We start from the raw sequence: 15209 nt of genomic DNA on the forward strand, positions 1-15209 counted from the left end.
GCGGATCGGCTGCGGAAGCCCTCGGCAAGGTACGTCGTTTGGTCGAAGCACGCTTCCTCGTTCTGCACGACCACGGAATGGGAGACGCCTGGTGGTGGGTCCGTGCTCGGTCGGCCCGCGAGCTCGAACGGCGACGGGACGGTCTGCTTCATGGAGGTGGAACCGGATGGGCGCCGGACCCGGCAGGTGGAGCCGGCTGAGGACGGGAGCGCCGCCCCCATCCGAAGCGGGCCGGACGACTGGATGTTCAATCCGCCCGTCGTCGACCTGTTCGACCCCGCATGGGCTCCTCTGGAGATCACCCGGGACGAGTTCGAGGAGCCGTGGGACCGTGCCGGGAGGGCCTCCGGGAGGTGTGGGAGCTGTGGGCCCGTTCAATAGAGTGCCCGTATGACTTCCGTGCCCTCCGTCTCCGCCGTGCCCTCCACGACCGTCGTGGACGTCGAGATCAAGAAGCCCGCTCCCGCCCACGTGGTGGCGGTCCTCGCCTTCGACGGCATGGCTCCCTTCGAGCTGGGTGTGGTGGTCGAGGTGTTCGGGCTCTCCCGGCCCGAGCTGGGGGACATCCCCTGGTACGACCTGCGGGTCTGCTCGGCGGAGCCGGGGCGGGACCTGCGCGTGGTCGGTGGATTCACCCTCCGCGCCGAGCACGGTCTCGACGCGCTCGCCGCCGCCGACACCGTGATCATTCCCGGGGTCTCCTCGGCGGGCGGGGCGATAGCGCCCGAGCTCGTCGAGGCCCTGCTCCGGGCTCATGCCCGGGGCGCGCGGCTGGTCTCGATCTGCTCCGGGGCCTTCGCGCTCGCCGCGACCGGCCTCCTCGACGGCCGCCGCGCCACCACCCACTGGCGCTACGCCCGTACGCTCGCCGAGCGGCATCCCGGGATCGAGGTCGACCCGGACGTCCTGTACGTGGACAACGGGGACGTGCTGACCAGCGCGGGCAGCGCCGCCGGCATCGACCTCTGCCTCTACCTGGTGCGCGCCGACCACGGTGCCGCCGTCGCCAACACCGTGGCCCGCCGTTTCGTCGTACCGCCCCACCGCGAGGGCGGGCAGGCCCAGTTCATCGAGGCGGCGGTCGGGGAGATCGGCCCCGACGCGGCGGACGACGGCATCACCCAGAGCATGACCTGGGCCATGCGGCGCCTGTACACCCCGCTCTCGGTCACGGCCCTGGCCCGCGAGGCCCGGATGTCCGAGCGGTCCTTCCTGCGGCACTTCGCCCGCCGCAACGGAGTGAGCCCGATGCGCTGGGTCGTCTCCCAGCGGATCTCCGCGAGCCTTCCGCTGCTGGAGTCGGGGGAGGGCACGGTGGATGAGGTGGCCGCAGCCGTCGGCTTCGACTCGGCGGCGACGTACCGGCATCACTTCACGCGGCAGATGCGCACGACGCCGACGGCCTACCGGAAGGCGTTCGTCAGGGCCGTTCCGCGGGCCTGACGGCCGCCGGGCCTCCATTCGATCCGGGCGAACCGGGATGATTACGGGCGCTCCTGGACGCCTCCCTCCGTTGGCGGGATCTTGACGAACGGAGGCGTTCACGCCACTCGAAGCGTGCGGGCACGGGACAGAGGATGGAGTCATCGCCGCAAGGGAAACCACCCGGACGGCGCGCAGAGCCCCGCCCCGTACCGCCCCGCACAAGGAGCCAGCCGATGTCCGCCATCCTCGCCACCGCCCCCGCCACCGCCACCACCGCCACCGCCGCGGTCACCAGCGCCGTCCTCTCCGTCCCCGCCGCCGCCCCGGCCGACGCGGCCGCCCACTACGCCGCCCGGCTCGCCTTCGAGGCCGACGTCTCCGACGTCCGCGCCGACCTCCTCGCCGGCGTCCCCGGCATCGTCGTGGTCGACTCCCGCAGCGTCGAGTCCTGGGACCAGGGCCACATCCCCGGCGCGCTGCACATTCCCACGGCGCGGATCGCCGAGCTGGCGCCGGCCATGATCGACCCGTCCATGACCGTGGTCACCTACTGCTGGGGCCCCGGCTGCAACGGTGCCACCCGTGCGGCGCTCGCCTTCGCCCGGCTCGGCTACCAGGTGAAGGAAATGATCGGCGGCTTCGAGTACTGGGTCCGCGAGGGCTTCGCCTACGAGACCGCCCAGGGCGCCGACCAGCGCCGGGTCGACGACCTGACCGCGCCGCGCTCGGGCATCTCCTGCGCCTGCTGAACCGGTGCGGTACGGGCAGGCGGCGGGGCCCGCGAGGGGCCCGCGAGGGGGCCGATGGGCGGGCCCGTACGGGCCTTCGGTACGGGAGCCGGGGGCACTTCGTCTTGTGCACGGGGTTGCCTTCGGCCCGTGAGGCGGCCGCACCCGTCCCCGTAGCGTGGAAAGCCGAGATCGCACCGCCGGTCCCACCGAGACCCGCGACGCACCGTGGCGGGCCCGCGCCAACCCGAGGAGCACCATGGCCGGCCGCGCGCCCGGGTCCGATCCCGCCCAGGACGACCCCCGCATCACCCCGCCACGCCACCACGCGGTGGGCGTGCACGCGGTGACCAACGCGATGCGCATGGCGCGGCGGCAGATGGGAGTCGTACGCAGCGCCCGTACGCTCCTGCGCGTCAACCAGCCCGACGGCTTCGACTGCCCGGGCTGCGCCTGGCCCGAGGAGGGCAAGGTCCACCGGGCGGAGTTCTGCGAGAACGGCGCCAAGGCCGTGGCCGAGGAGGCCACCCGGCGGCGGGTGACGCCCGAGTTCTTCGCCCGGCACTCCGTGCCCGAACTGCTCGGCATGTCCGGCTACTGGCTGGGGCAGCAGGGCCGGCTCACGCACCCGATGCTGCTCGAAGAGGGCGCCTCACACTACGTCCCGGTCGTCTGGGAGCGGGCCTTCGAGATCATCGGCGAGGAGTTCGCCGCCATGGATTCGCCCGACGAGGCCGTCTTCTACACCTCCGGGCGCACCCCCAACGAGCCGGCCTTCGCCCTCCAGCTCTTCGCCCGGCGCCTGGGCACCAACAACCTCCCGGACTGCGCCAACATGTGCCACGAGGCCACCGGGGACGCCCTGGTGGAAACCCTCGGGGTCGGCAAGGGGAGCGTGTCCCTGGAGGACATCCACCACGCGGACCTGGTGATCGTCGCGGGGCAGAACCCGGGCACCAACCACCCGCGGATGATGGCCGCCCTGGAACAGACCAAGGGCAACGGCGGCCGGGTCATCAGCGTCAACCCGCTGCCCGAGGCCGGCCTGGAGCGGTTCAAGAACCCGCAGCGCCCGCGCGGGGTCGTGGGCGACGGCACCCAGCTGACCGACCTGTTCCTGCAGATCCGCGCGGGCGGCGACCTCGCCCTGTTCCGGGCGCTGAACCTGCTCCTGCTGGAGGCCGACGACGCGGACCCGGCCGCCGGCGTCATCGACCGCGCCTTCATCCGGGAGCACACCCTCGGCCACGAGGCCTGGGAGGAGGACGCCCGCACCACCGACTGGGCGGAGGTCCTCGCCGCCACCGGACTGCCCCGCGAGCAGATCGAGCGGGCCGCGCGGATGGTGCTCGAGGCGAAGAGCGTCATCGTGTGCTGGGCGCTCGGCCTGACCCAGCACAAGCACTCCGTGCCCACCCTGCGCGAGATCGTCAACTTCCTGCTCCTGCGCGGCAACGTGGGCCGCCCCGGCGCCGGCGTCTGCCCGGTCCGCGGCCACTCCAACGTGCAGGGCGACCGCACCATGGGCATCTACGAGCGCCCCGCCGAGGCCTTCCACGAGGCGCTCGGCAAGGAGTTCGGCTTCACCTCGCCCCGCCACCACGGCTACGACTCCGTCAACGCCATCAGGGCGATGCGCGACGGCAAGGTCAAGGTCTTCGTCGGCATGGGCGGCAACTTCGTCGCCGCGGCCCCCGACACACCGGTGACCGAGGAAGCCGTACGCCGCTGCGCGCTGACCGTGCAGATCTCCACCAAGCTCAACCGCTCGCACCTGGTCACGGGCCGGCGGGCGCTGATCCTGCCGACCCTGGGGCGCTCGGACGAGGACCGCACCGCGGCCGGCCCGCAGTTCGTGACCGTCGAGGACTCGATGGGCCTGGTGCACGCCTCGCGCGGCCGCCTGACGGGCGAACCGGAGCTGCGTTCGGAGACCGGCATCGTCTGCGCGATGGCCCGGGCCGCGCTCGGCCCCGAAGACGACGTGCCCTGGGAGGAGTTCGCGGCCGACTACGACCGGCTGCGCGACCGCATCGAACGGGTCGTCCCCGGCTTCGACGACTTCAACGCCCGGGTCCGCGAGCCCGGCGGGTTCGCCCTGCCGCACGCACCCCGCGACGAGCGCCGCTTCCCCACCCGCACCGGCAAGGCCAATTTCACGGTCAACGACATGGTGGTCCCCGACCTCCCCGAAGGCCGGCTCTTCCTCCAGACCCTGCGCAGCCACGACCAGTACAACACCACGATCTACGGCCTCGACGACCGCTACCGCGGTGTCCACCACGGCCGCCGCGTGGTCCTGGTCAACCCGGCGGACATCACCGCGCTCGGCCTGACCGAGGGCGCGTACACCGACCTCGTCTCCGAATGGCCCGACGGCCGCGAACGCAGGGCCGCCCACTTCAAGGTGGTCCCCTACCCCACGGCGGCCGGCTGCGCCGCCGCCTACATGCCGGAGGCCACCGTCCTGGTGCCCCTCGACCACACCTCGGACATCAGCAACACCCCGGCGTACAAGTCGGTCGTCATCCACTTCGAGCCGGACAGCGGCCCGGACGCGGTCGTCGTCATCTGAGGAACCGCGCGGACACCGGTACGTCCGCGCCGCGCGGGACCGCGTACGGTGGCGGCGACGGCAGCGGCCGGGGCACGTTGGTGTCGCGGCCGTCGGCGATCGCCGGGCCGGGACCGGAAGGACGCACGCCGTGCCGTACGCCAACACCGTGGACGGGGTCCGCATAGCCCACCAGTCCCGGGGCGAGGGTCCCCCGCTCGTGCTGCTCGCGGGCCAGGCCAACAGCCACCACTGGTGGGACGGGGTCCGCGAGGACTTCCACCGCACCCGCCGCACGATCACGCTCGACTACCGGGGCACCGGGGACAGTGACGCGCCCGACGAGCCCTACAGCACCGAGGGGTTCGCCCGGGACGTGGTCGCCGTCCTCGACGACCTCGGTGTCGACCGGGCCGATGTCTACGGCACGTCCATGGGCGGGCGCGTCGCCCAGTGGCTCGCCGCCCGCCATCCGCACCGCGTACGCGCCCTCGTGCTGGGCTGCACCTCGCCCGGCGGCCGACACGGCATCGAACGCGGGGGCGCGGTCCTCTCCTCGCTCACCGGGCCGGACCCGGCCGCGAACCGGCGGGCCCTGCTCGAACTCATGTACACGCCCGGGTGGTTGGCGGCGCACCCCGGCCCGTACGGCACCCTGGGCGATCCCTCCATGACGGTCCGCGCCCGGCAGCGGCACCTCGTGGCCAGCGCCGGGCACGACGCGTGGGACGTACTGCCGGACATCTGCGCACCGACCCTGGTGGTGCACGGGAGCGAGGACCTCCTCAACCCCACCGCGAACGCGCACCTGCTCGCGGACCGCATCCCCGGCGCCCGGCTCCGGCTGATCCCCGGCGCCCGGCACGCCTACTTCGAGGAGTTCCGTGCCGAGGCGAGCCAACTCGTCCTCGGCTTCCTGGATTCCGTCGACGCGCCGCGATGTGGCCTTGAGGCGCGTCGCGTTGGTCATTCCCGTGGCGGCGTCCTAACCGATGTCGACCACCCGGGCCCACTCGGGCGGTGAGTCCGGGACGTAGTCGGGATCGTTCTCGTCCCAGGACCGGGCCGCCCGCCCCCGGGGAAACAGGCCGACCACCGTCCGGCACGGCGGCCGGTTCGCGGGCCACGGGGTCTGCCCGTCGGTCAGCACCACGATGACATCGGGGCAGGGCCCCGACCGCAGCGCCTTCGCGAAGCCCGTGCGCAGGTCGGTACCCCCACCGCCCAGCAGCGGGATGCCCTCGGCGCGGGCCAGCGGGTGCGCGGCGTGGGCCGCCGCGTCCGTCGGCACCACGGTGATCAGGTCCCGGCGGCCGCCCACGGCGCGGGAGATGGCGGCGACCTCGTGCAGCGCGCCGCCCAGCTCCGCGTCGCTGACCGACCCGGAGGTGTCGATGATCACGGAGACCCGGGGCGGCCGCCGCCGGAGGCTCGGCAGGACCACACCGGGCAGCGCGGACGAGCGCCGCGACGGCCGCCCGTACGTGTAGTCCTCGCCCGCGCCCGAACCCGAGGCCGCCGAACGCAGGGCCGCTCCCAGCAACTCCCGCCACGGCTGCGGCGGATGGAAGGCCTCCTCCGCCCACCGGCGCCACCCCTTCGGGGCGTCGCCCGGCCTGCCGGTGATGCCCTGCGCCACCCGGTAGCGGACCGCGTCCCGTTCCTGCTCGCTCAGGCCGTGCGCGCCGCCCGGACCCAGCTCCCACTCCCGGTCCAGGCCGTCGGCGCCGCTGCCGCAGTCCAGCCAGGCCATGTCCTGCGTCATCGGACCGAGGAAGAACAGTCGCAGGTAGTCCTCCATCAGCTCGCCCTCGGGCAGTCCCAGGGTCTTCGGATCCGCGGCGCCCGCCGGCCGGACCAGCCCGTCGCCGAACACGTCGTCGTTGATCTCGAAGTCGGCCGCGATGTTCATCCGCAGCCGCTCTCCCGGACCGGTCAGCCCGCGGGCCCGTGCCACCCGGTCGCTGCGCCCGTGGTGGTCGCGGAGCAGGTGCGACACCTCGTGCACCCACACCCCGGCGAGTTCCTCCACCGGAGTGACGGCCACGAACGCCGCCGATACGTAACACCGCCAGTGCCGGTCGACGGCCATCGTCGGCACCCGCCGCGACTCCACGACGTGCAGGGCGAAGAGCGCCGTGGCCAGGTAGGGCCGGACCCGTACGGCGTGCAGGCGGGCGGCGTAGAGCTTGTCGAGGTCCAGCGCGCCCGGTGTCACCGACGCGCCCGGTGCTCCCGGCGTTCCCGGTGCCTCCGGCGCTCCCGGCGTTCTCGGATCGTGCGGCATCACCGTCCGCCCTTCGCGGAAGCCAGGGCCCGGGCCGCCGCCCGGTCCGCGCGCCGGGACAGGGCCAGGGCTCCCGAGAGCCGCTCGATGGATTCCGGGACCTCCCAGTCGTCGCGGCGCAGCGAGGCGAGCGTGGTCGCGGGGACGACCACCAGATCGGGTGCTCCGGTCTCCAACGCCCGGGCCAGGACCGCCCAGGCCGCCTCCCAGCGGGACTTGTCCGGGCGCTTGTGCACCGCCGACACCACGCCGTCGAGCACGGCCTGGCGCTGGTCCCCGCGCTCGGGCAGGACGGAGCCCTCCGGGTCGGCGAGGAGCAGTTCGGGATCGGGGAGGTCCATGCGGTCCAGCCAGGCCAGCAGTTCCAGTCCCGGACCGTCCCCCACGGTGCCCCTGACCAGCAGGGACAGTACTTCGCGGGAGGAGCCGGCCGCGGTGGCGAAGGCGATCAGGGCCAGGGTCATCTCCCAGCTCCGGGGCGAGGGCCACGGCCCGCCGCGGCGGGCTTCACCGCTCGGCATCCGGTGGACGAGCTCGGGACGGACGGTGAGCAGCCCGCACACCGCGGCGCGGGCGCGGGACACGGCCTCGGGCAGCTTCGCCGGGTCGAGGAGCGGCAGCGTGGCCCTGGGCCAGGTGCCGCCCAGGCCTCGCACCACCACGTCGTGGTCGTGGGTCCAGTCGAGGTGGACGAAGCGGTTGGCCAGGGGCGGACTCAGCTCCCAGCCGTCGGCCGCCGAGGACCGCGGATTGGCGGCGGCCACGATGCGCACCTCGGGCGGCAGTCGCAGCGAGCCGATCCGCCGCTCCAGTACGAGGCGGAGCAGGGCGGCCTGGACGGCCGGCGGCGCGGTGGACAGTTCGTCCAGGAAGAGCAGCCCCCGGCCGGCCCGGACGAGCCGCACCGCCCAGTCCGGCGGGGCCAACGGGACGCCCTGCACCGCGGGATCGTCCCCGATGACGGGCAGCCCGGAGAAGTCGGACGGTTCGTGCACGCTGGCGATCACCGTGGTCAGCGGCAGGTCCAGGGAAGCGGCGAGCTGGGTCAGGGCCGCGGTCTTTCCGATGCCGGGCTCGCCCCACAGGAGTACGGGCAGGTCCGCGGCCACGGCCAGGGTCAGGGCCTCCAGCTGTGTGTCGGGCCGGGGTTCGGTGGTCGCGTCGCGCAGGAGGGCCAGCAGCGCGCCGGCCACCTGGAGTTGGGCGGGTTCGATCGCAGAGGTCGCAGAGGTCGCAGAGGTCGCAGCGGTCGCAGCGGTCTCATGGGCGGTGGCGGTGGCGGTGGCGGTGGCGGTGGCGGTGGGGGCGAAGGGCAGGGAGAGGCTCATATGTGATCACCTGTGGGTTTCTCGGCACGCCGAACCGGCGTGGGGCAGGGCGGAGTCGCCCGGCGGCGGGAGTCGCCGGGCGGTGAGCTGTGCCGGGTCAGCGGCCGTGGGTGTGGCGAGGGCGCGAGCGGTGGCCGCGGGGACGCTCGGGGCCCGGGCGGATGCGGCCCGGTCCGGGGCCGGTCATGCCGGACCGGAACAGCCCGTAGGTGATCCGCCGCTGCGCGGCGGCCTCCAGTGCGTCCCGCAGCGGCCCGTCGCGCAGCAGCGCCCCGGGACCCAGCAGGGCTTCCACGACGGCCAGCGCACCGGCGGTGTCGCCGTGGTCCAGGCGTTCGCGGACGTCGGAGAGGCAGTCGGGGCGGCGGTGCGCCTCGTCGATCACCCGCAGGCAGGGCAGCGGGGTACCGCCCAGCGCGGCCAGCAGCTCCTCCCGCCGGATCTCGTCCGGACCGTGGTCCAGCGGGACGAGCACCCCGTCGACCTGTCCGATCCGGTGGAGGTCTCCCCGGCACTCGACGAGGCGCGGTTGCCCGGCCCGGTCCGCCCTCGCGGAGGGCCCGGCCGGCGCCTGGTCCGGTACGAGTGCTGCGGCGACGAGCGGGTGCAGCCGCCCGGGCTCGATCAGACCGGCCCGGATCAGCTCCAGGTCGGGCGGGATCCAGGTGGCCGCGTCGGGCAGCACCGGCGGCGCGGGGAGACCGCCGGCCTCGGAGGAGGGCGCGACCGTCCAAGCGAGCGGCCCGTCCGGGTCCCCGGGCCCGTGACCGTCCCGGCCCCGGTCCCGGTCCCCGTCCGGGAACAGCACCAGGTCCAGCCGTCGGCGGGCCCCGACGCGTACGGTCACGGTCCCGGCGGACCGGCCCTCGGCGCGGAGCAGGATCTGCGCCTCGGCTCCCCAGCGGTCGGCGGCGAGCCCGTGCCCGCGCGGTACGAGCCCCAGCGGGTCCCGGTCCGCGACCGAGCGGGCCGTCGGACCGCCGGAGGCGGGCCGGAGGCCGGCCCCGGAACGCGTCCGGAGCTCGTCGGACCGGTCCGCGTCCCACAGGTGGCGGTGCAGGTCGAGCCGGAACCGCCGGTCGGGACGGGGATGCGGGTGGTGGACGGCGCCCGCCCGGGGGCGGGCTCCGTCCCACAGCGCGAGGCCGAACCGCTGTCCGGCGTCCGCCCAGGCGGGCGGGGTCCGGGCCACGAGGTGCACCGGGTGTCCGCCGTCGCCGCCCGGGTCCTCGTACCGGGCCAGGGAGATGGTCAGGCCCGGGCGCAGCAGTCCGTCGGGGGCGATCCTCGGCATGTGCCAGCGCAGCAGGTCGGGAGCCAGCCGGCGGAGGTCGGCCCGGACGCGGGCCGCGAGCCGGAGGCCGTGGGTGCGCGCCACGGTGCGGAGGTCGAGATCGACGTCGACGTGCGCGGCCGCGCACGCCCCCGCCCAGTCGCCGACGGAGCGGCGGGCGGCCGAGGTCTCGATCATGGAGGGCGGCACGGCGAACTCGCGCACGCGCAGCCAGAGGGGAAGACGGGAGTTCCCGTCCGCGATCGCAGGGAGCATCAGCACTCACCTTGCGCGGACGAGACCCCCGTTCCGTGGAAGGGGTAAGTAGTCATCGCCGAGACCGTACAGGGCCCGCGCCCCCGTCTGCCAGGTGTTTTCCCGCCCGCTCCGGAGACGCCGGCCGTGCCCCGCGGGCCGCCCGGCGCGGCCCGCGACCCCGGCTCAGTAGCTGGTGCCCATGGCGGCCCGGACCTCGTCCAAGGTGGCCTCCGCGATCGCGTTGGCCCGCTCGTTGCCGGCCCGGACGAGCTCCCGTACGTACGTCCTGTCCTCGGCGTACTGCGCGCGGCGCGAACGCAGCGGTGCGAAATGCTCGTTGACGGCCTCGGTGACGGTCCGCTTCAGGGCCGCAGACCCCGCGTCCCCGATCTCCGCGGCGACCTCCTCCGGCTCCCGGCCCTGACACAGTGCGGCGAGCAGGACCAGGCTGGACACCTCGGGCCGGCCCACCGGGTCGTAGGTGATCCGCCGTTCCGCGTCCGTCTTCGCGCCCTTGATCAGGCGGGCGGTCTCGTCGGCGGTGTCGGCCAGGGCGATGGAGTTGCCCCGGGACTTGCTCATCTTCGTACCGTCGGTGCCCAGCAGCAGCGGCACCGCGGACAGCAGCGCCTCGGGCTCCGGGAAGACCGGACCGCCCTGCCCGTAGCGGTCGTTGAAGCGGCGGGCGACCGTACGCGTGACCTCCAGGTGCGGCAGCTGGTCCTGTCCGACCGGCACGAGGTTGGCCTTGCAGAAGAGGATGTCGGCGGCCTGGTGCACGGGATAGGTGAACATCAGCCCGCTGACCGCGGCCTGCCGGGAGTGCGCGATCTCGTCCTTGACCGTCGGATTGCGGCCGAGCTCGGCGACCGAGATCAGCGAAAGGAAGGGCAGCAGCAGCTGGTTGAGGGCGGGCAGCGCGCTGTGCGTGAAGATCGTGGAGCGCTCGGGGTCGATCCCGGCGGCCAGGTAGTCCAGGACGAGGTCCTCCACGTGCTCGGCCAGCCGCTGGGCCACGTCCCGGTCGGTGAGCACCTGGTAGTCCGCCACCACCACGTACGTGTCCACGCCCGCGTCCTGCAGGCGGACCCGGCCCTGGAGCGTCCCGAAGTAGTGGCCCAGGTGGAGCCGCCCGGTGGGCCGGTCCCCGGTGAGCACCCGGAACTGCCCGGGGTCCTTCTCGATCAGCCGCTCCAGCTCGGCGCTGCGCCGCTGCGCCTGCGCGACCGTCACATCGGCGTGCGCGGGGAGGGAATCGGTGGTCGTCATGTGCGGGTCTCCTGCCGTGAAGGGGGAGGACCGCCGTCCGGGAAACCCGGGAGGACACGTGTCCCGGGCCGTCGGATCGACGGCCCGGTGGGTACGACTAGTCCGTGGCCGCTCCTAGAGGGAGCGCCACCAGCACGGACGAGACGTAGAGGACATGCTCCGAGCCTAGCGGATCACGCCCGCTCCGCGCCGGGTCTTTCTGCCCCCGGGCGTGCTCCGATGGTCCCCGAGCGCCCGGGCACGGTCGTGTGCGTCCGATCCGTGCTGCTCACCGCGGCGCGGACAGGGCGGCGAGGTGGCCGGACAGGGCGGCCGCCGTGCCGGTGAGGGGGAACCGGGCGGCGAGGTAGCCGTCCGGGCGTACGAGGAAACCGGTCGGTCCCTCGGGGCGGTAGAGCCGGGCGAACTCCCCGGCCGCGTCGAGGTATCTGGGAACGTCGGGGTGTCGGGGAGCGTCGGGGTGTCCGGGCACGTCCGGCGGGCCGGAGGCGGCCGGTGCGGTCCCCGGGGCCTCGCGGCCGAGCACGGCGACGGTCTGCAGGGCGGCCCGGGCCGTTCCGGCGCCAGGGGCGGCTCCGGTCCCCGCGACGGACGAGGCGGCTCCGGCGGCTCGGACGGCCTCGGCCAGGACCGCGGGATCGGCCGCGTACAGGAGCGCCACGTGCGCCGTACGGCCGCGCAGGACGTCGAACAGCCGCCACGGGTAGACGGAGATGTGCAGGGTCAGCCCCGCGCAGTCCGGGGCCCGGTCGCCGGGCTGGGGCGCGGCGGCGGGTCCGTACGGTGCGGCCGCGAGCGGTCCGTCCCGGTAGCCGACGAGCAGTTGGGCCTCGCGGAGCTGGATGGTCAGGGGGTCGTCGGGGTCGGCCTCGATGCCGTGGACGGCGTGTCTGACGGTCCGGCCGACGACCTCCTCGCCGACCGGGCGGCGTTCGGCGTCGTAGGTGTCCAGCAGGGCGGGACCGGCCTCCCCCCGGACGACGAGGGCCAGCTTCCAGGCCAGGTTGCAGGCGTCCTGGATGCCGGTGTTCATGCCCTGGGCGCCCGTGGGCGGATGGATGTGGGCGGCGTCGCCCGCGACGAAGACGCGCCCCTCGCCGTAGCGGTCGACGATGCGGTGGCTGATGCGGAAGACGGAGGACCAGCGCATCCGGGAGAGGACCGTGGGCCGGGGTGCGAGGCGGTCGACGACGGCCTGGATGTGGGACAGCTCCGGGACGCGGGCGCCGTTCTCCCGGCCGCCCGCCAGACCGTGCGCCACGCCGTCGTCCGGCGCGGACTCCCGGCCCGCCGCCTGCGCGGACAGCTCCGGCGGGACCAGCATCGACATGCGGTAGCGGTGGTCGCCGGGCAGCGGGATGCACACGAGCAGGTCGTCCGTGGAACCGTCGGCGGCGCTGTGGCTGCACCGCAGGGTGTACCCCGGGGGCAGGTCCCAGTCGGTCTCGACGTCGGCCAGCATGTACTCCTCGGGGAAGGCGCCGCCCTCGTACGAGAGGCCCAATCCCTTGCGCACGGCGCTGTGCGCCCCGTCGCAGCCGATCAGATAGCGGGCGCGCACCTCCTGCTCGGCTCCGGAGGCGGTGCGCAGCAGTGCGGTGACCCCGCCGTCGTCCTGGGTGAACGACAGCAGTTCGGTGCCGCGTTCGATGACGGTCCCCAGGGAGGCGACGTACTCCTCGAGGAGGCGCTCGGTCTCGTACTGGGGCAGCGCGGCGAACCAGTAGGGCACCTCGGGCGGCAGGGTGAGGTCGATGCGCGGCTGCTCCACGCCGTTGACCCGGCTCAGCTGCCCGCGCAGCGGGACGGCGGCCTCCAGCACGGTGCGGGCCAGGCCCATCCGGTCCCAGACCTCCAGGGTGCGGGGCTGGATGCCGACCGCCTTGGCGTAGGGGAGGCGGGCCGGCAGCCGGTCGACGAGCAGGCAGTCCACCGCGTGCCGGCGCAGCTCGGCGGCCGCGCTCAGCCCGACCGGGCCGGCCCCCACGATCAGTACGTCCGTCGTTCGGGTGTGCGTCACGGGTGCCTCCCAGCGCGCGGCCCCCGGGAACCTGCCCCGTAGACCATGGTCACCCGGTGGCGGGCGGGGGGCGACCGGGGACGGATGCCCCCCCGCCAGGGCGTACACGGAACGCGGAGGGGTCAGAGGTCGAGGTGGGGGAGTGCGCGGTCCAGGCGCCGGGGGAGCCACCAGTTCGCCCGCCCGGTGAGGAACATGACCGAGGGGACCAGGACGAGGCGCACGACCGTCGCGTCGAGGACCACGCTGACCGCGAGCCCCAGGGCCAGCATCTTGACGACGACGGCCGGCGAGCCAGTGAAGGACAGGAAGACCACGGTCATGATCAGCGCGGCGCAGGAGATCACCCGCCCGGTCAGGGCCAGGCCGCTGCCCACCGCCCGGGTGTTGTCGTGCGTGGCGCGCCATTCCTCGACGATGCGGGAGATCAGGAATATCTCGTAGTCCATGGAGAGCCCGAAGACGATGGCGAACAGCATCATCGGGACGAAGGACTCGATCGGCACCGGCTCGCCGAGCCCCAGCAGGCGGTCGCCCCAGCCCCACTGGAACACGGCGACGAGGATCCCGTACGAGGCGGACGTGGTCAGCAGGTTGAGCAGGACGGCCTTCAAGGGGATGAGCAGGCTGCGGAAGACGAGGGTCAGGAGCGCGAAGGCGGCGAGGAGCACGATGCCGATGATCACGGGGAGCCGTTGGGCGACGGTGTCGCGGAAGTCGAGCTGTCCGGCGGTGCTGCCGGTGAGGTAACCGGTGGCGCCCGTGCCCGAGAGGGCCTCGGGGAGGGTCCGGTCGGAGAGGGTCTCGAACAGGCGGTCGGTAGCGGCGCTCTGCGGGCCGGTCGTGGCGGTGGCGGTGGCGACGAGCAGCCGCCCGTCCCCGCTGGGCCGCGGAGCGGAGACGTGCGCGATCCCGGACGTCCCGCCGAGGGCGTCCTGCATGGCGGCCGAGACCTGCGCGACGGGCACGGTGGCGCGGCGGAGGTCGACCACCACGGTGAACGGCCCGTTCGCGCCGGGCCCGAATCCGGGCCCCTCGGCCGCGGCGATCCAGTCGTACGCCTCACGGGTGCTGCTGCCGGCCGGATCGGCTCCGGCGTCCACGTGGCCCAGCCGCAGGGAGAACAGCGGGACCGAGCAGATGGCAAGGAGCGCGACGCCCGCGGTGAGGAACTTCCAGGGGTGGCGGGAGACGAGCCGGGCGTAGCGGTGCCAGCCGTCCCCCTCGCCGGAGCTCTCGGCCACCGGGCGGCGCACGCGCAGCCGGTCCATCCTGCGGCCCACGAGCCCCATGGCCGCGGGCACCAGCGTCAGCGCGGCGGCGGCGGTGACCACGACGGCGACGGTGGCGGCCAGGCCGATGCCCCCGATCAGGCTCAGTCCGCACGCGTAGAGGCTGAGCAGGGCGACCGCCACGGTGACGGCCGCGACCAGCACGGCCTTGCCGCTGCGGGCCGTGGTGCGGCCCGCGGCGGTCTGCGGATCGTGCCCGTCCATCAGGTCCTGGCGGAAGCGGGTGACCAGGAACAGGGCGTAGTCGATCCCCACGCCCAGCCCGATCATCGTCGCCAGGGTGGGCGCGGAGGTGGCCAGGGCGATGACCCCGGCGACCATGCCCACCACCGACAGTCCGACGGCGACGCTGATCAGTGCGGTGACCAGCGGCATCAGCGCGGCGGCCACGCTCCCGAAGGCGACGAGCAGCACGAGCAGCGCGGCGGTGATGCCGATGAGCTCGCTCGCGATGTCGTTGGCGGGGGCGCGGGCGACGTGGACGAGGTCCCCGCCGTAGCCGACGCCGACACCGGCGTCGTGGGCCGGCTCCACGGCCCGGTCCAGCTGCCGGGCGTACGGGTGCCCGAGGGTGCGCGGGTCCTCGTCTAAGGTGACGTCGGTGTAGGCCGTCGCCCCGTCGGCGCTGGTCACCAGGGGGCCGGCGGCGGTCACGTGCGGCAGGTCCCGGAGCCGGTCGACCGCGTTCGCCACGTCCCGGTGCGCCGCGACGGTGCCCGAGCCGACGTGGAAGACGACCTTTCCGCCCGGCGCGCCGGCGCCGGGGGCGGATTCC

10 protein-coding genes are annotated in these 15209 nt (G+C 74.3%); 4 read left to right on the forward strand and 6 right to left on the reverse strand.

The window, feature by feature from the left end; all coding sequences use genetic code 11:
* Positions 1-498: 498 nt before the first annotated feature.
* The 4 genes from ACWGDE_RS10715 (at position 499) to ACWGDE_RS10730 (ending at position 5731) form a co-directional block, all read left to right on the forward strand.
* Positions 499-1443, forward strand: a complete 945-nt coding sequence (locus ACWGDE_RS10715) for a helix-turn-helix domain-containing protein (RefSeq protein ID WP_453388622.1) — start codon at positions 499-501, stop codon at positions 1441-1443.
* 215 nt (positions 1444-1658) lie between these two features.
* Positions 1659-2174, forward strand: a complete 516-nt coding sequence (locus ACWGDE_RS10720) for a rhodanese-like domain-containing protein (protein WP_453388613.1) — start codon at positions 1659-1661, stop codon at positions 2172-2174.
* A gap of 238 nt (positions 2175-2412) precedes the next feature.
* Positions 2413-4728 carry an FdhF/YdeP family oxidoreductase gene (locus tag ACWGDE_RS10725; protein WP_453388614.1) on the forward strand — a complete coding sequence of 772 codons (2316 nt, stop codon included), beginning with the start codon at positions 2413-2415 and terminating at the stop codon, positions 4726-4728.
* Between the two features lie 130 nt (positions 4729-4858).
* Positions 4859-5731 (forward strand): alpha/beta fold hydrolase, encoded by an 873-nt coding sequence (locus tag ACWGDE_RS10730; protein WP_453388615.1) that lies wholly within the window; start codon positions 4859-4861, stop codon positions 5729-5731.
* On the opposite strand, the gene ACWGDE_RS10735 is transcribed toward ACWGDE_RS10730, so the two are convergent.
* From ACWGDE_RS10735 to ACWGDE_RS10760, 6 genes are all read right to left on the reverse strand, one after another.
* Positions 5693-6925 carry a vWA domain-containing protein gene (locus ACWGDE_RS10735; protein WP_453388616.1) on the reverse strand — a complete coding sequence of 411 codons (1233 nt, stop codon included), beginning with the start codon at positions 6923-6925 and terminating at the stop codon, positions 5693-5695. The genes ACWGDE_RS10730 and ACWGDE_RS10735 overlap by 39 nt on opposite strands.
* Before the next feature lie 68 nt (positions 6926-6993).
* A complete protein-coding gene (locus ACWGDE_RS10740; RefSeq protein ID WP_453388617.1) occupies positions 6994-8322 on the reverse strand; it encodes an AAA family ATPase in 1329 nt (442 codons plus the stop codon).
* A gap of 97 nt (positions 8323-8419) precedes the next feature.
* Complete coding sequence (locus ACWGDE_RS10745; protein ID WP_453388618.1) at positions 8420-9871, reverse strand: hypothetical protein; 1452 nt, start codon at positions 9869-9871, stop codon at positions 8420-8422.
* 165 nt (positions 9872-10036) lie between these two features.
* Positions 10037-11122, reverse strand: a complete 1086-nt coding sequence (gene trpS, locus ACWGDE_RS10750) for a tryptophan--tRNA ligase (protein WP_453388619.1) — start codon at positions 11120-11122, stop codon at positions 10037-10039.
* A 268-nt stretch (positions 11123-11390) separates the two neighbouring features.
* Positions 11391-13142 carry an FAD-dependent monooxygenase gene (locus tag ACWGDE_RS10755; protein ID WP_453388620.1) on the reverse strand — a complete coding sequence of 584 codons (1752 nt, stop codon included), beginning with the start codon at positions 13140-13142 and terminating at the stop codon, positions 11391-11393.
* 122 nt (positions 13143-13264) lie between these two features.
* Positions 13265-15209, reverse strand: a 1945-nt coding sequence (locus ACWGDE_RS10760; protein ID WP_453388621.1) for an MMPL family transporter, incomplete at its 5' end; no start/stop codon positions are given.

This window comes from Streptomyces sp. NPDC054956 (assembly GCF_053609185.1).

Bases quoted from the DNA above. Each gene is read 5' to 3' on its own strand.
- ACWGDE_RS10715 (WP_453388622.1), top strand. From the start codon at position 499: ATGGCTCCCTTCGAGCTGGGTGTGGTGGTCGAGGTGTTCGGGCTCTCC.
- ACWGDE_RS10745 (WP_453388618.1), bottom strand. From the start codon at position 9,871: ATGCTCCCTGCGATCGCGGACGGGAACTCCCGTCTTCCCCTCTGGCTG.
- trpS (WP_453388619.1), bottom strand. From the start codon at position 11,122: ATGACGACCACCGATTCCCTCCCCGCGCACGCCGATGTGACGGTCGCG.
- ACWGDE_RS10740 (WP_453388617.1), bottom strand. From the start codon at position 8,322: ATGAGCCTCTCCCTGCCCTTCGCCCCCACCGCCACCGCCACCGCCACC.
- ACWGDE_RS10720 (WP_453388613.1), top strand. From the start codon at position 1,659: ATGTCCGCCATCCTCGCCACCGCCCCCGCCACCGCCACCACCGCCACC.
- ACWGDE_RS10725 (WP_453388614.1), top strand. From the start codon at position 2,413: ATGGCCGGCCGCGCGCCCGGGTCCGATCCCGCCCAGGACGACCCCCGC.